The sequence below is a fragment of the Sphingobium sp. WR1 genome (genome assembly GCF_059693745.1).
Genome location: NZ_JCATID010000049.1, coordinates 1 through 16,723 on the forward strand (window position 1 = coordinate 1; position 16,723 = coordinate 16,723).

Consider the following 16,723-nt stretch of genomic DNA (forward strand, 5'->3'; position numbering starts at 1 on the left):
TCCCCCCGGCATGTAACACGATGGCCTGGTTTTACGCCGCCGAATGGCCGACTTTTGCTCCGCCGTTGACAATCGAGGCACGGCTGCAGAATCGCGACAAGGGCAACATCAACTGGACGGTCGGCGGTGCCTGGTTCAAGGACAAGATCAGCCTGTTCAGCACGCTGGACGGCGCCGACACCTTCCGTACCGTGTTCGAAGCGAACTATCTGCAGCGGCGCGAAAGCCTCGCGGCCTTCGCAGACGTCGATTTCAAGGTCGCGCCGCGCCTTCGTGCCGATCTGGGCGTGCGCATCAGCAACGAAAAGAACCGCTTCAGCGGCTACACGCATGATCTCAACCCCTATGGCGTGTCGATCGGATCGCTGGTGTTCGCCCTGCCCGCCGAATTCGACAACAAGCTCAGTGAGACGAGCCCTTCGGGTCGCGCCACGGTCACGTATGAACTGAGCGAGGATGCACGGGTCTATGGCTCGGTCGGACGCGGCTTCCGTGCCGGCGGTTTCGACGGCAGCACGATCTGGTCGACCCCCGAAGCCGATGCATTCAAGTCGGAAAGCGTATGGGCCTATGAAGGCGGGGTGAAGTTCATGCCTGCGCGCGGCCCTGTGCAGTTCGAAGTTGCGGGCTTCTATTATGATTTCTCGAACATTCAGGCCGGTTCCTTCCGCACCTATGATGGCGCCACCACCAGCGTACGCACCAATGTGGGCAAGGCGCGCAGCTATGGCGGCGAGGCCAGCTTCACGATCCGCCCGGTGCGCCCGATGACCATCAATTTCGGCGTCGCGCTGCTCGACACGAAGGTCACCGCGATCGAGGCGATCACCGCTGCCGAAAAGGCGCGCCTGGGCAACGACTTGCCGTTCGCGCCGAACATGACGCTGAACGGCTCGATCCGCTACGAGTTCGCGCTGAACGATCGCATGACGCTGACGCCTCAGGTCGATGCCCGCTACGTCGATGCCTATTATGGCGATCTCGACAATACGGCGCCGGTCGGGGACTTCGCGCTCGTCAATGCGCGCATCGATCTCAAGATCGACCAGCGCTGGACCGTGGCCGGCTTCGTGCGCAACATCGCCGATGTCGATTACACGACCGGCGGATCGGCGACGCAGGCATTCAGCGGCACGCCGCGCACCTGGGGCGTTTCGCTCGGGGCGCGTTTCTGATGGCGCTGACGCGGCGCGGCGTTCTTGCGGGATCGGCGGCGGGCGGGCTTTTGCTCGCCGCCGGTCCCGCCGGGGCAAAAACGAACATGGTCTTCGCGCATGGCGTGGCGAGCGGCGATCCGCATGCCGACAGCGTCCTGCTGTGGACCCGCGTGACCGATCCTGCCCATGGGCCGGTCAGCGGCACATGGGAAATGGCCGAGGATGAACTGTTCACGCGCATCGCTGCGCGCGGATCGTTCAGCACATCGGCGGCGCGGGACCATACGGTCAAGGTGATCGCCTCCGGCCTGAAGGCGGGCCGCGAATATTTCTACCGCTTCCGTGCCATGGACACGGTATCGGCGATCGGGCGGGCAAAAACCCTGCCAACGGGACGCATCGATCGTCTCGATATCGTGCTCGCCTGCTGCGCCATGTATATGTTCGGCGAATTTCACGCCTACCGGGCCATTGCCGATCGGGAAGCGGTGGACCTCATCCTCTTCGTGGGCGACTATATTTACGAATATGGCGCCAACTCGATGCCCGCACTCATGGATGTTCGGGCGATCGAGCCAACGCACGACACGGTCACGCTCGCCGACTATCGCGCACGCTATGCACAGTGGCGTCGTGATCCGGCCCTGCGCGACGCCCATGCCCGCGCGTCGTGGATTTGCATGTGGGACGACCATGAAATCGCGAACGACGACTGGATGCATGGTGCCCAGCATCACGATCCGGCGGCCAACGGCGACTGGGAGGAGCGCAAGGCTGCGGCGGTTCATGCCTATCTGGAATGGATGCCGATCCGCGATCCTGTCACTTCCGATCCCTATGGCATCACCCGCAGCTTCGCGTTCGGCGATCTCGCGACGCTGGCCCTGCCCGAAACCCGGCTCAAGGCCCGCCAGCAGCAATTGTCGCTGGCCAAGGATCTCGACTGGCATGTTGTCGACCGGCGCGGCAGTGGGGAGCGGGTGATATCCGACCCGGCGGAACTCAAGACACTCGACCTCAAGGCCCTGCCGCAAGGCGTCACGCGCGAACCCGATGTCGCAGCCTTCCGCGAGAAACTTGCCGATCCCGCGCGCGAAATGATCGGCGCGGAACAATGCGCATGGCTGGCGGACGAACTGAAGGCCCATAAGGATGCTCGCCGCCCGTGGTTCCTGTTCGGCAGCGCGACCATCCTGTCCAGCTACGTCTATCCCGATCTGACGAAGTTTCCCGATGGCAAGGTAGCGCTGGCGCCGATGTACGCCCTGACGCGCTATGGCCTGCCGCTTCTCAATGTCGATTCCTGGGACGGCTATGCCGGCGAGCGGGACAAGCTGTACGACCAGTTCGAGAAAAGCGGCGCGAACCTGCTCGTGCTGTCGGGCGACAGTCACATGGCCTGGATCAACGAACCCCATCGCGGGGACCGCCGGATTGGTCTCGAGCTTTCCGCCTCCACGCTGACCGGTCCTTCGATCGGGGAACTGCTCCTGCCGTCGGGGCCGGTCGGCGACGCCTTTGTCCACGACAATCGCGATATACGCTGGTGCGACACCAATGCCGTTGGTTTCGTAACGGTATCGCTGACACGCGACCGGGTGGAGGCCGACTTCGTCCGCGTCCTAACGCCGCGCCAGGCGATCGGAAAGCTCGACATCGCGCGCCATGCCAGCGCACGGATCGCCGAAGATGGGTTGAGCGGCTGGGAGATCAGCTGACCGAACGGCACTGCGTCGGAGCGATCCGGCGCAGTGCCAGCAGGCCGATGAGGCCAGCCAGGCATGAGGGCAGCGCGTAGATCGCCCGCAAGGTGGTTTCGCCTAGCCCATGCGCGGCACCCGGCAGGAAGCCGATAAAGGCGAGCGCCGTGAGCGCCCCGAAAACGCCCAGCGCGGCGGCGAGCTTGTTCGCGACATTGAACGGCGCATAGTGCGTGGCAGCAAAGCCATTGCCGCCCGATCGCACCAGATCCGACACCATCGCCCGCAGCAGCTATATAGTCCGCACCCCATGCGAAACTGCGGATGAGCAGATGGGCCAGCAGCAGCGCCCCGGTCCACCCGTGAATCCCCAGTGCCTCCTCTATGAAGAAGAGCGTCACCGCCCCTTCTGCCGCGTCGGCGGCGCCGAGCGCCCGCATAGAGCAACAGGATGAGCACCAGTTCCCGGCGCAGCAGTATCGGGACCAAGGAGTCTCGATTGCCTTGGTACATCCACATCGACGAGGAAAAGACCGCGAGGTCGCTGGCGCTCAAAGGCGCTTTTCTTGCTCCTTTCATGAACGGCTTGTCGCTGACATGGAACGACCGCCTTGCAGGATCTGATGATGATTGAGTTACAAATTACGACGCGGACTTTTTTGTACGAGAGATTCTATCCGTAAAACTGACTCACGGCATAGCAACCGGGCACAACAACTATCGGCTCGGGAGAAAATAGTCTCTGAGCCCAACCCACTATCGTCATTTGCTGCACAATGCCCGATGCTCGCCTGCGAACTTTCCCCTTACCGAAAAGCTTGGGCTACTTACTGAGCGCAGACGGACCAATACACAGCCACGCCTGATATCTCTCGCCGAAATTCGGACCTACACCGCACCTTGACCGCCATCATAAGCGTCAGGACGCAATGCAACATGTCCGCCGCCCAAATGTCATCAAATCGACCCGAAACGGACCGGAAATCGCAACTCGCTCCATTTAACGCGATGCTGCAAGTGCGAAATTGCGCGCTGCTTTGGGGATATTGGGTCATGAATATTTTGCACACGCGTTCGCGCGCCTGCCTGCTAGGCAGTGCCGGCCTGCTCGCTCTGGTAGTAAGCGCGCCCGCTTTTTCGCAGACGCCCACGCCCGCAGCAGACCAAGCGGCGCAGGTCGATGGCGAGGCAACGTCCATCGTCGTGACCGGTGTTAAGGCTACACGCTCTGCGACCGCCATTACCACAACCGAAATCCAGAAGATCCTGCCGGGCGTTGCGCCGTTCAAGGCGATCCAGACCCTGCCGGGTGTCATGTATGTGACTGCCGATCCGTGGGGCAACAACGAGCAGAACGCCTCGCTCTTCATCCATGGCTTCAGCGCTCAGCAGTTGGGCCATACCCTGGACGGCGTGCCGCTGGGCGATCAGAGCTACGGCAATTTCAACGGCCTCTCTCCGCAGCGCGCTATCATCTCCGAAAATGTCGGCAGCGTCGTTGTCGCCACCGGCACCGCGGAACTGGGCATCGCGTCGACCAGCAACCTGGGCGGCGGGATCGAGAATTTCTCCAGCGATCCGCGCCAGCAGATGGGCGCACAGTTGAACCACACTTTCGGCAGCTACGGGACGGCCCGCACATTCGTTCGCCTCGACAGCGGCGAGTTTGGCGACGGCAATAGCGGCTATGTCTCGGTCCTGCGCCATCGTGCGCGCGCCTGGGATTTCCGCGGCAAGCAGAAGGGCTGGGCCGCCAACGCCAAATTCGTCCATGACGACAGCAATGGCAAGCTGACCGCCTATTTCAGCTATTCCGACAAGCAGGAACCCAATGAGGACGCGACCACCGTCTTCAAGAACCCTACCAATGCGGCGCAGGCCTATCAGCCCTATACCCGCCCCTTCTTCTACCCCGATTTCGCCGGCGCGGTCGCTTATCTGAACGCCAGCGGCAATGTGCCGGCCGCCGAGGCGCAGAATTATCGCAACTATTACAGCGCCGCGATCCGGACCGATTATCTGGGCTACATCAAATATCAGGCCCATCTGTCCGACCAAGTCGACTGGTCGAACCAGGTATATTATCATAATAATGACGGCGCGGGCATCGTCGCCGGACCGATCACGGTCGCGGGCCTGCCCAACCTGTTCTCGCTCTATTTCCCCGGCCAGAATCTGAAGACGGCCACCGGCAATTCGGGCTATGCGATCCGTACCACCGAATATCGCATCGATCGCGGCGGCATCCTGTCCTCGATCGACGCGACGTTGGGCAACCATCAGATTCAGCTTGGTGCGTGGTACGAATATAACAGCTCGGCCGCCTATCGGAACTGGTATGCGCTCAATGTGACCCGGCCGCAGGACTACAACCCCTATTCGCTGCCGCCGCATGATCCGCTGTTCACCCAATATGCCAGCGAGATGCGCACCAATGTTCTGCAACTTCATGTGCAGGACAGCTGGCAGGTCACGCCCAGCCTGCTGGTCCAGGGCGGTTTCAAGTCCAGCCTGCAATTTGCCAGCGGCACCTTCCCGGTCCAGCCGATCATCGGATCGCTGCCTGGTTCGGCAAGCGCCCTGCCCGAAGGCGAGATCAACACCAAGCGCTGGTTCCTGCCCGCGATCGGCGCGAAGTGGGACTTCACCGACAGCGAGCAGGTCTATGTCAACGTGCAGAAGAACCTGCGCCACTTCCAGCCTTATGGCGGCGGCGGCGTCACGCCGTGGAGCAGCGGCAGCCAGGCGGCATTCGACAATCTGAAGTTCAATGGCCGCCCCGAAACCTCCTGGGTCTATGAAATCGGCCTACGCAGCCGCCGGACCATCGACAGTTCGTTCCTGACCGGGATCGAAGCGCAGGTGAACTATTATCATGTCGATTTCAGCGATCGCCTGCTTGGCATCACGCCTCCCGGCGCGATCGGCGGCATCGGCGGCAGTGGCATCAGCGGCGGCACACCCGCCGTGTTCAACGTCGGCGGCGTGAAGACGGACGGTATCGACGCGGCGCTGACGCTGCGCTTCGGGCAGGTCTTCTCGCTCTACAACGCCGTGTCCTACAACCGCTCCATCTACGACAGCGACTATAGCACTATCACTGGCGCCGCGACTGGCACGCGGATCGGCGGCATCGCGACCGTGGGCGGCGTCGTGCCCACCGGCGGCAAGCTGATCCCTGTCAGCCCGAAGTGGATGAACAAGACGGTTGCGACGCTGACGCTCGGCGATTTCGATGCCCAGATGATCGGCGACTATGTCGGCCGCCGTGTCACCACCTTCACCAACGATGCATCGGTCAAGTCGGTGTTCCAGGCCAGCGCCCGGATCGCTTATCGCCTGCCCGCCAGCATGGTCGGCCTGCAAAAGGCGGAGATCAGCCTGAACGTCACCAACCTGTTCGACACGACGGGTGCATCGACGGTGCAGGCGAGTGCGAACACCAACAATTACAATGTCTACCCAATCCCGCCGCGCCAGTGGTTCGCCACATTGTCGGTGAACTACTGATGCAGGACAGGTCGGTATCCCGCCGTTCGCTGCTTCAGGCGGGTGCCGGCCTGACCGCCGCATTTGCGACGGATGTGGGGGCAGCGATCGCCGCCCCTGCCCGTCGCAAGGGTCCGCCGCTGCTCATCGCCCATCGCGGCGCATCGGCGCTGCGCCCAGAACATACGCTTGCCGCCTATGCCAAGGCGATCCAAGACGGGGCCGACTATGTCGAGCCTGACCTGGTCGCTACGAAGGACGGCGTGCTGGTCGCGCGGCACGAGAATAATATCGCGGAAACCAGCGACGTTGCCGCCCGGGCCGATTTTGCCGCGCGCAAGACGGTCAAAACGATCGACGGCGAGCGACAGGAAGGTTGGTTCACGGAGGATTTCACCTTCGCGGAACTCAAGACGTTACGCGCGAAAGAGCGGCTGGGCGCCATACGGCCCGAAAGCCAATCCTATGACGGCGCATTCCAGATCGTGTCGATGGAGGAAATCGCCGATTTCGTGGCGGCCGAATCCGCCGCGCGCGGCCGGACCATCGGCCTGATCCCGGAGATCAAGCATTCCACCTATTTCGCAGGCATCGGCCTGCAACAGGAGCAGCGGCTGATCGATATCATCGGCAAGAGCGCCTATCTGCAACGCGCGCCGTTCGCCATCCAGTCGTTCGAGGTCGCTAATCTACGCGCGTTGCGCGGCAGGATCGGCGCCTATCCCAACATCCAGCTGGCCCAGTTGATCGGCGACCCGGCCCAGATGCCGGCCGATGTGCAGGCGGCGGGCAACAAGCGCTTCTATCGCGATATGCTGACGCCCGCAGGTCTTTCCGAAATCGCCAGCTATGCAGATTATCTTGCGCCCCATGTCCGGATGATCATTCCTGTGGACGAGGATCAGCGCCTGACAAAACCCACGGGGCTCGTCGATGCCGCACATGCGGCGGGCCTTCTCGTCAGCATCTGGACCTTCCGCCCGGAAAATCAGTTCCTGGCCGCCGATTTTCGCAGCGACAAAGGCGTTTCCGCGCGCAACGAAGAAGGCAGCATTGCAGAGATGCAGCGCTATCTTGCAACGGGTGTCGATGCGATCTTCACAGACGATCCGGCTTTGGGACGGCGTGCGATTTCCTAGGATAGAGAGAATAAAAACTGCCTATTCCAAATTCACCTCTACCGGTCATTTGATCGCCATCTGGACTGGCCAGCCACAGCAAGTCCACTTCTCTTGACCATCTGCAAGCCCGATCGCAGTTTCGGATCTTCGCGCCGCTTGTGGTCGAATTGCAGCCGTTGGTTGCGCCACCCGAGCCGGCGCGCGCAGTTGCTCCCAACGTCGATCGGCTTTCCAGTCACGTCAGGCCTGATTGGGAAAGCCTGATCCTAGTGCATCTGGAACCCGGCCCGCGCCCGTGCAATTCGTCAGCAGGGCACCGCCCATATATGCTTCGGCGTGAACCGCGTCCGCATGGTGCCATCCTCTGCTATCGTCGGGGAATCGTGATCTTTCGACCTGGATCAGGCCGCACTCGATATGCTCATACGTGCCCAGCCCCTGCCGGCAATTCCCGCCGAGAGCCTGATGTCGTCGAGCTGACGATCCTCGTCGCTTTCAGCCTGCGGTGATCCATGCCATCTGAAGCTGCCACGGTGATGGATAGGCGTCGGCAATGAAGCCGCCTCGTCACCTAGCGCTACCTCCGGCCCGTTTGGCTGCCGATATCGACCGATCTCTTCTACCCGTCAGGACAAATGCGCCATAATGACAAGGCGCCACCTGCCAAGGCATTGGCAGATGGCGCCTCACCGGGCGACCCGAAGGCTGGAGGCCCCGCATAAGCGGAGCCACCTTCGGCCGGTTTTTAGAAGCTCATGCGAACGCCCATCGCATAGGTGGCGGGCGCACCGACCATACGCGACGCGCCGTTCATTTCGGGATAATAGACTTCGTCCGTGATGTTTCGGCCCATGGCATAGATCGACCAGCCATGCGGCGATTCCAGCTCGATCCGGGCATTGAGCAGCGTGTAAGCCGGCGAGGTGTTGCCGACGACCGCGTTCAGGCGGTTCGATTCCTTGCCATGATGGAAGATGTTGGCGCGGCTCTTTAGCACCCAGCCATCACCGAATCTGTAGCTGTGGACGAGGCCGACCCGACCGGTCCATTTCGGCGCACCGGGCAGCGGATCGCCGACAGTCGCGGTCACATCGGCGATGCGGTTGGAATTAAACTCGGTGATCTTCGAATAGAGATAGGTGCCCGATGCGTCGAAATCGAGTTTGTGCCCGCCGCTGTTCAGCAGGTTGACGTCCAGTGCGGCTTCGAAGCCGCGGGTCTTGGCCTTACCGACATTAGTGCGGCCGTTGGTGTCATTGTCGAGGCGCGTCGTCGCCTGAAGATTGTCGAAATCATTGGCGAAGGCGTCAAGCGACAGACGGATCGGCCCTTTATAATAACGCACGCCCGCTTCATAAGCCCAGACCGTCTCGGACTGGAACGGCTCCGTCTCGGCCAGCGTCATGATCGACGTGCCATCAAAGCCGCCCGAACGATAGCCGCGCGCGACCGACGCGAAGACATTCAAATCGTCGGTGATGAACCACTGCGCGGCAGCACGGCCGGACAGGTCGTCATCCTTGAACTGCTTGTCCCACTGAAAATTGGGCGTCGTCGCGAAAAATGTGGCGTAATTGGATATGCCCCAAGGGTTATCGTCGATGTTGCGGCCCTGCGAATCCACATCGTCCTTGGTATAGCGCAGGCCCAGCGTCAGCTTGATCTTGGGCAACAACTCATAATCAGCCTGACCGAACAGCGCGGCGCTACGGCGGCGCTGATTATGGACATTATGATATATGGTCCGCGCGGCCCAGCTGGTCCATTGGCTCTGATAGTCGATCTTGTCGCTCATGTAGAAGCCGCCGATCAACCAGTTGAAACGCCCCTGCTGCTCGTTGCGCAGGCGCATTTCGAGCGATGCCTGGCTCAGATCTTCATCGAACAGATATTCATATTGGGGATAGGGCGTGCCATCGCCATTGCCGCCGATATTGCGCTGGCTCGACTGCCAGCCGGCGACCATGTCGAAGCGGGTGGCATCGTTCAGCAGGTGCGAAAATTGTGCGGACGCGCCTTTGATGTCGATCCGTTGCTGAAAATAGGCCCGCGAATAGAAGCTGTAGGGGTCTTTATCTTCGCCGGCATTGAGAACACTGCTGTCCTCCGCTGCGCTGATGCGGTCATATTGACGGGCATCGCCACGGTCGCGACTGGCAAAGGCCTTCAGCGTCAGACTGGTATCTGGACCGAAATCGATATCCACCGTACCGCGCGCGGCGAACAGATCCTTGTCGCCAAAGCCCTTGCGTGCGCCCGGATCGTTGATCGCAGGCACCTGTCTCTGGACCACGCCGCCGACGCTCAGTTGCGCGCCCGCCAGATCGCCCGCGCCCTTCCCGTTCATGAAGCCGCCGCCCTGATCGGTCATCACTGCCAGTCGCACGCGCATATTGTCGCTGACCGGACCGCCGATCGCCGCTTCCGCGCGCAGGCTGTCATAGCTGCCATAACGCACATCGGCATAGCCGTCGAACGTGTCGCGGCCGCCGCGCGTGATCGCGTTGACGACGCCGGCCGTGGTGTTGCGGCCATAGAGAGTGCCCTGCGGCCCACGCAGCACCTCGATCCGCTCCAGATCGAACAGAGGCATGCCGAGATAGGCGTTGGAGCTTTGATAGACGCCGTCCACATGAAGGGCGACCGACGGGCTGCCATTGGGCTTGTAGTCGTCGGCGCCGCCGATCCCGCGGATGGTCAGCAGGCCATAGCTTTCGCCGCCCGTGCTGTAGTTGATCGACAGGCCCGGTACTTCATCGACCAGACTGGCGAAATCGGTAATCTTGCGTTCTGCCGCTTCCACGCCCGAAACGACGGTGATCGCCTGCGGTACTTTCGACAGGTCTTCGACCCGCTTTTGCGCGGTGACGATGATGTCACCGCCACCCGCAACGCCCGCCCCCGCTTCGGCAGCCGACAATTCGGTCGGCGCCTTGGCGACGGCGAGCGAGATCATCGCCGCGCCCTCGTAGGAAATGGCCACGCCTCGTCCGGCGATCAGGCGGCGCAGCGCCTCGGCACGGGAAAAGCGCCCCTTGAGCGCGATCGAGCGGCGACCGGCGATGGCGTCATAGGGGAAGACCATCTGCACGCCGGCCTGCCGACCGAACTCGTTCAGCGACGTCGCCATATTCTGCGCCGGGATGTTGAAGGCGATAGCGCGATCGCTCGCGGCACTGGCGGGCGCCGCGGCGAGGATCAAGGGTAGTGCGACGACATGAAAACTCATTATTGCCCTCCGATGGAAGCGTCTCTCGGAGGATGGGATGGGTGGGCGCGGCACGACCTCTATCGCAGCTGCAAAAAAATTATCAGCCGGCCGTGAGGGTAATGGCTCCATTTTCGCTGCGCTGCGATCGGATGCCGAACGACGCATGCAATGCGGTCAGCAGATCATTGGGGTTGGTGGTCGTAAAACGCCCCCCCAGCCGAATGCGCGACAGCGCCGGATCGGCGATGACGATCCTGGGGTCGAGATAGCGATTAAATTCGGCCACGACGAAGTCGAGGCTCTCGCCTTCGAACACCAGTTGACCATCTTTCCAGCTGCGCGCCCGGTCCAGCGTTACCGGGTCGGCCGGTCCGATAGCCACGTTCTGGCCGATCACGCGCGCCATCGCCCCTGCTGTAAGCCCATCGCCCCGTACGCTATCGGCCATGCCATTCAGCACGAGAAAGTCGAAGGATTCAGGTTGCTGTCGCGCATTGAAGCTGCCGGTGCCGAGTGTGAATCGTGCGCTTCCTGCCTCCAATGTCAGCTTGCCGCGCAGCGAAGCCGGAACCGTAAGGCCGATCTCGCCACGCTCCAACCAGATGCGGCTTTCCCCCTTGTCGATCCGCCAACTGATCCGCGTGCCTGTATTAAGTTCGATCCGGGTGCCATCGTCCAGCACCAGCGCGCGCCGTTCACCTATCGCCGTTTTGGCATGTTCGCGCGCAGTGGCGCGTACCGCCAGCAGCGCGCCGGCGACCGACGCACCACCGGCCAAGACGCCGGCACGCAACATCCCACGGCGGTTGATGGCGGTGGGCGCCGGTTCGGCCGGACGGTCCTCGACCGCGCGTAGACGCTCCACCTGCTCGAAGGCATGAGCCACCTGGGCAAAGGCGATGGCATGGCGGGGATCGGCCGCACGCCATTGTTCGAAAGCCTGCGGCGTGACCGAGCCTGCATCGAGCGCCGCCAGCCAGCCGGCGGCTTCCTCCATCATTTTCTCTGGTGTCGGTGGCGTTGCCATAAGCGCGAAAACGGGGCCCTTTCTTCCTGCGGTGGCGCTTCCTGCATCGCATAGGCAAGAATGGCCAGCCCTTTGGCAAGATGCTTCTCTACAGTAGAGACCGACAAACCCATCCGCACCGCTATATCGCCCGGCAATAATCCTTCGATCCGCCGCATCTTCACCACCGCGCGCGCCTGTGGCGGCAATTGCTCCATCAGCGCGATCAGCCGTGCCAGCTCCATATTGCCCGATAGCACTGCAAATTGATCCGGCGCGCTATCGGCAATTTCCATCGCTTCCATATCGGCCAGATGCTCGAACCGCACGACGGTGGCGCGACGATGACGTTCATGCGCCAGATTGCGGATGATGGTGAGGACGAAGCTGCGGGGATTGACGATCTCGCGATGATGCGACGCATTGATCGCGCGGGCATAGGCCTCCTGCACCAGATCCTCGGCCTCGGCCGTGGGGACCAGCCGAGCCGCCTGCCGCCGGAAAGCGACCCGGTGCGGCAATATCTCATCAATGAACCAGCGGTCTACATCCCTCAACCAGGTCACGGCGGCTTCCCCCTTCAGATGAGCGGGGCGGTTAGTCAGTCGGCATGACAATATCGGGACAATATCCACATTCGTCGGGGGTCGCTGTCGCATTACTGTCAAACGCCGCCGATAGGGCCGCCCGATGCAAGCCTCTCCCTGGCATCGCCGCGCCGTGCTGGGCGCCATGGTCGCGCTTGGCGCCACGCCGCTCCGGGTGCTCGCCGCACCCTTCACTGCGCAGGCCGACCCCTTTGCGCTCGGCGTCGCCAGCGGCGATCCATCCCGCGACGGCTTCGTTTTGTGGACGCGCCTCGTCGGCCCCGACGCCCACCCTCTTCGGGCCGGATCGATCCCGGTCCGTTACGAGGTCGCCGAGGATGAAGGATTTCGCAACATCGTCCGGACCGGCGCATTGAACGCGCATCCCGAGGCGGCGCACAGCATCCATCTCGAACTGACCGGACTACGACCGGGGCGCCCCTATCATTATCGCTTCCATGCGCTTGGCGCGACCAGCCCGGTCGGGCGTACCGCAACCGTGCCGGACCGCACCAACCGGTTGCGGCTGGCGCTCACATCCTGCCAGCATTGGGAATTGGGATGGTTCGGCGCCTATCGCGACATGCTGGCGGGCGATCCCGACCTGATCGTGCAGGTCGGCGACTATATTTACGAAACATCCTATCCCGACCAGCCCAAGGTCCGCGATTTCGGCGCGCCCGAACCACGCGATCTGGATGGGTACCGCGCCCGCTACGCCCTCTATCGCACCGATCCGGATTTGCAGGAAGCGCACCGGCGCGTGCCCTGGCTCGTCACATGGGACGATCATGAGGTGCTGAACGATTATGCCGCGCTCGCCAATCGAGAGGGGCTACCTCCCGAAATTTTCGCGGCGCGGCGAGCGGCGGCCTATCAGGCCTATTTCGAACATATGCCGATCCGCCCCAGCCTGTGGCGCTCCATGGCCAGCCCGCGCCTCTATCGTGGGGTGGACTGGGGCGAACTGGCATCGCTTTCCATGCTCGACACGCGCCAATTCCGGTCCAACCCGCCATGCGCGGCGCCGTCGGTAGCCCGCAACGTCCGGCTCGATCATTGCGCCGAACGGTTGGCGCCCGATCGGACCATGCTGGGACAGGCGCAGGAGGCATGGCTGGCTCAGCGCCTTTCCCAAGAGCGGCGCCCTTGGACTTTATTGGCGCAGGGCGTGTTTTTTGCGCCGCTGGCGCTCGATGGCGGGGGTGACGCTGTCTATAGCGACCAGTGGGACGGCTATGTCGCAGGCCGCTCACGGCTGCTGGATCAGCTCGCCCGCCCCAATGTCCGCAATCCCCTAATTCTAAGCGGCGACGTCCACAGTTTTTGGCTGAATGATCTGCATCGGGCGGATGGCACCCCGCCAGTGGCGACCGAAATCGTCACCTCCGCCCTTGCTGCCCAATCGCCGCCAGCCGGCCGCTTCGGCGAGGTTCGCGCAAATAACCCCCACATCCGCTTTCATGACCTGAACCATAGCGGCTACGTCCGCATCGAGATCGAACCGACGCGACTAGTGGCACAATTTCGTGCACTGAATCTGAAATCGGCCCGGGCAAAGCCCAAGATCCTGCAACAGGTGGAACAGGATATCAGGTAGGCGACAACTGCATTTAGCCCGGCTAAAAGACATGAGCGACCAGGCGTTAAACTGATCGCTCATCATGTCTTCTCTCAAGCCAGCATACGCAGCGATGGTTCGCGGTCATAGAAGCGGAGAGCCGCCGCCTTGACGAACGCTGCATCGACCCCCGTGACGCCCGCGTCGGGCACCACGCCGGCCTTGTCGAGCAAGGGCTGCGCTGTCTCATTCGCGCCAATCGCCTTGAGATGGCCAAAGGCGTTCATCACAAATTCGACCGCCGCGCCTTCGTTCAGCAGCGTCGCGCAGCCCTCCTGCGACACTATGATCGCCACGGCATCGAAAATCTGACTCGGCGATCCTGCCAGCTGACCATCGGCCTTCTGCTGCTTGCCGTTGGAGAGCTTTGCGCCACCGACTTTGGGCGCGACGATCACAGCCTTGCCCTTGGCTTTTTCTACTGCCGTGACGATTGCTGCCAGTTCGTCCGCATCGCTGCCGTCCGCGATCAGAATGCCGACTTTGCGCCCCTCAAGCGTCGCCAGCATATTCTTATGGATCGAAAGTGCGTCCGAAGGCGGCATGTCGATCGGCTCCTTGGCGGCGGGCGTCTTTTTCGGCAGATCGATCGCTAAGCCGTCCGCAACCCGGCTCGCCAGGTCTTCGTCCACATTGCGTAGATTGGCCACCATCCGGCCGGGCACCTGATCGAGCTGTGCCACCTTCGAGAGTTCGAACACGAAGGACGAGGCGATATGGGCTTGTTCACTGATCGTCTGTGAACGGTAGAATAAACGCGCCTGACTGTAATGATCGGCGAAGGTTTCCGCCCGCACGCGCAGCTTGTCGCCGCTCTCTTCAGGGCCAGTGGCGGCGTTTGCCGTTACAAAGCCGACGTCCGGGCTTTCGCGCGGTCCACCTTCCTCGCCATGCGCCGCCAGGCTGTTGGGTTCATAATTGGCACGGCCCTTGGGCACCATCGTCTGCATTTTTCCGTCCCGCTGGAAATTGCCGAACGGACAGCGCGGTGCGTTTACCGGGATCTGATGGAAGTTGGTGGTGCCGAGACGTGAATTTTGCGTATCCAGATAGGAGAAGAGCCGGCCCTGAAGCAGCGGATCATTCGAAAAATCGATGCCTGGCGGAACATTCGAGGGCAGGAATGCGACCTGCTCGGTTTCGGCGAAGAAATTGTCGACATTGCGGTTGAGCGTCAGTGTGCCGATCAGGCGCACGGGCACATCCTCTTCCGGGATGAGCTTGGTCGCGTCGAGCACGTCATAGGGTTGCGCCTCGGCAAACGCCTCGTCGAACAATTGGATACCCAGATCCCATTGCGGGAAATCGCCGGCGTCGATCGCCTCGAACAGGTCGCGGCGCTGATAGTCATTGTCCGCCGCCTGGAGCTTCAGCGCTTCGTCCCAAATGGTAGACTGAATCCCAAGTCGGGGCTTCCAGTGGAACTTGGCCCAGTCGGCCCGAAGCTGCGATTTTGGCCAGGTTGAAGAACGAACACTGAACGCTTGATTGATTCTACCAGGACCGTTGCTGACCACCGACCTCGTAGATATCGGCTTCCATGGAGCAATTGTAGCTCTCTGCGATGTTGAACATCTCGGAGAGGAGGCTTTGGATTTCCTCATCAAGGGAAATGCCATCCGGATCGGGGTCATAGGCGACGGTCAGTTTGTAATCACAATTGCCGTTTTTTACCATGGCGTAGTCGCGTTCCAGCATCGCCTCAATCCGCTCCCGAGCGGGTTTTCTACCTCTTCCACGCTTGTTGAAGTTCTCGATAATCAGATGCAGGGCGATGCTGGCAGTGGGCGGCTTTTCCGGCAGTTTGGTCTTTGACGGAATAATGTCGAGCGCCCGATAGACGGTCATTCGTGAGACCTTCAGGTCGCGGGCAACGCGGGCCTTGCTGGCGCCGGCGGCAAGGCGACGGCGGATTTCATCGTCATCGACGTTCTTCTTCCGGCCTTTGTAAACGCCTTCGGCGCGCGCCGCTTCGATCCCGGCGCGCTGACGATCCTTGATGAACTTCAGCTCCATATCGGCGACCATGCCGAGTATGGTGATGACCATTCGCCCCATGTCGCCCGCCGTCGTCACCTCTGGCTCAAGGATGCGCAGCGAAGCTCCCTTTTCATCAAGCTCATGCACCAGGTTCAGGACATCGCGCGTGGAGCGGCCGAGCCGGTCGAGCCGCAGCACGACCAGCTCGTCGCCGGTGTGCATAAACTGCATGATCGTTTCCAGTTCCGTGCGCCCGCTCCGCGAGGCCCCCGATCCGGTCTCGGAACGGATAATTTCGCAACCTGCATTCTTGAGGCGGCCAATCTGGATATCCAGATCCTGGTCCGTGGTGCTGACGCGGGCATATCCGATACGAGCCAAGTGCAAAATCCGTCACATTAGGGTGGCTCTTGCAGTGTATCGTCACATTGAGCGCAAACCCACCCTTTTGTGACAGACGAATGGTGTCACTCGGCCCTATCACTCTGGGGTGTACCCAAATGTTATAGGCCGATCAGCCGCCTCACGCTGCAAGCCGTCCAAAATCAATCCGGTCGTTCAGGTCGAGGTCGAAGCGGCCATAAAGGTAGCCGACTGGCTCAAATATATCGAAAATGGCGCGGCAAAATCGGGCACCGCCGATCCGATGGGCACCTATGACTTTACATGGATGTGGGAAGAACTGGGGCTTAGCGACCTCCGGCGGTAACGGCCATCATACGGTTCTTGAAATGTTCTCGCTTAGCGTTGTCTGGCGTACCTTCCACGCGATGCCCTCTCCCTCAGAAAAGACTCTATGCCTTCACGCCCAACGCGACGCCGGCCAATGTGCGAGCGCTGGTCGGAGGTAA

General features: G+C 61.7%; 12 protein-coding genes and 1 pseudogene. 7 read left to right on the forward strand and 6 right to left on the reverse strand.

What is annotated here, in order from left to right; all coding sequences use genetic code 11:
* Positions 1-1,175, forward strand: a 1,175-nt coding sequence (locus AC58EF_RS27575) for a TonB-dependent receptor (protein WP_497279575.1), incomplete at its 5' end; no start/stop codon positions are given.
* Positions 1,175-2,875 (forward strand): alkaline phosphatase D family protein, encoded by a 1,701-nt coding sequence (locus AC58EF_RS27580; RefSeq protein ID WP_004212915.1) that lies wholly within the window; start codon positions 1,175-1,177, stop codon positions 2,873-2,875. The genes AC58EF_RS27575 and AC58EF_RS27580, both read left to right, overlap by 1 nt.
* Here AC58EF_RS27580 and AC58EF_RS27585 read toward each other — a convergent pair.
* A complete protein-coding gene (locus tag AC58EF_RS27585; protein ID WP_004212913.1) occupies positions 2,868-3,137 on the reverse strand; it encodes a hypothetical protein in 270 nt (89 codons plus the stop codon). The genes AC58EF_RS27580 and AC58EF_RS27585 overlap by 8 nt on opposite strands.
* A gap of 171 nt (positions 3,138-3,308) precedes the next feature.
* On the opposite strand from AC58EF_RS27585, the gene AC58EF_RS27590 reads away from it, so the two are divergent.
* The 3 genes from AC58EF_RS27590 (at position 3,309) to AC58EF_RS27600 (ending at position 7,485) form a co-directional block, all read left to right on the forward strand.
* Positions 3,309-3,491, forward strand: a complete 183-nt coding sequence (locus tag AC58EF_RS27590; RefSeq protein ID WP_143058613.1) for a hypothetical protein — start codon at positions 3,309-3,311, stop codon at positions 3,489-3,491.
* A 419-nt stretch (positions 3,492-3,910) separates the two neighbouring features.
* Positions 3,911-6,367 carry a TonB-dependent receptor gene (locus AC58EF_RS27595; RefSeq protein ID WP_004212911.1) on the forward strand — a complete coding sequence of 819 codons (2,457 nt, stop codon included), beginning with the start codon at positions 3,911-3,913 and terminating at the stop codon, positions 6,365-6,367.
* Positions 6,367-7,485, forward strand: coding sequence for a glycerophosphodiester phosphodiesterase (locus AC58EF_RS27600; protein ID WP_004212909.1), 1,119 nt, complete (start codon positions 6,367-6,369; stop codon positions 7,483-7,485). Before AC58EF_RS27595 ends, AC58EF_RS27600 begins: the two co-directional genes overlap by 1 nt.
* A gap of 727 nt (positions 7,486-8,212) precedes the next feature.
* Here AC58EF_RS27600 and AC58EF_RS27605 read toward each other — a convergent pair.
* The 3 genes from AC58EF_RS27605 to AC58EF_RS27615 form a co-directional block, all read right to left on the reverse strand.
* The gene (locus tag AC58EF_RS27605; RefSeq protein WP_004212907.1) at positions 8,213-10,696 is read right to left on the reverse strand and encodes a TonB-dependent receptor; all 2,484 of its coding nucleotides are present in this window, start codon (positions 10,694-10,696) and stop codon (positions 8,213-8,215) included.
* Between the two features lie 82 nt (positions 10,697-10,778).
* Positions 10,779-11,678: a FecR family protein gene (locus tag AC58EF_RS27610; protein WP_051156939.1), complete on the reverse strand. Its 900-nt coding sequence runs from the start codon at positions 11,676-11,678 to the stop codon at positions 10,779-10,781.
* The gene (locus AC58EF_RS27615) at positions 11,675-12,418 is read right to left on the reverse strand and encodes an RNA polymerase sigma factor (RefSeq protein WP_122129196.1); all 744 of its coding nucleotides are present in this window, start codon (positions 12,416-12,418) and stop codon (positions 11,675-11,677) included. The genes AC58EF_RS27610 and AC58EF_RS27615 overlap by 4 nt, the downstream gene beginning before the upstream one ends.
* Between AC58EF_RS27615 and AC58EF_RS27620 the strand changes: the two genes are divergently transcribed.
* A complete protein-coding gene (locus AC58EF_RS27620; protein WP_037472268.1) occupies positions 12,375-13,871 on the forward strand; it encodes an alkaline phosphatase D family protein in 1,497 nt (498 codons plus the stop codon). The two genes, AC58EF_RS27615 and AC58EF_RS27620, sit on opposite strands and share 44 nt — an antisense overlap.
* Positions 13,872-13,945: 74 nt before the next feature.
* Here AC58EF_RS27620 and AC58EF_RS27625 read toward each other — a convergent pair.
* Together AC58EF_RS27625 and AC58EF_RS27630 are read right to left on the reverse strand one after the other, a co-directional pair.
* Positions 13,946-15,379 (reverse strand): annotated as a pseudogene (locus AC58EF_RS27625) (catalase); the annotation flags it as partial.
* A gap of 7 nt (positions 15,380-15,386) precedes the next feature.
* Positions 15,387-16,253: a recombinase family protein gene (locus AC58EF_RS27630; RefSeq protein WP_004212898.1), complete on the reverse strand. Its 867-nt coding sequence runs from the start codon at positions 16,251-16,253 to the stop codon at positions 15,387-15,389.
* Between the two features lie 109 nt (positions 16,254-16,362).
* Here AC58EF_RS27630 and AC58EF_RS27635 point away from each other — a divergent pair, with 109 nt between their 5' ends.
* The gene (locus AC58EF_RS27635) at positions 16,363-16,581 is read left to right on the forward strand and encodes a hypothetical protein (RefSeq protein ID WP_006953930.1); all 219 of its coding nucleotides are present in this window, start codon (positions 16,363-16,365) and stop codon (positions 16,579-16,581) included.
* The last annotated feature ends 142 nt before the right edge of the window (positions 16,582-16,723 follow it).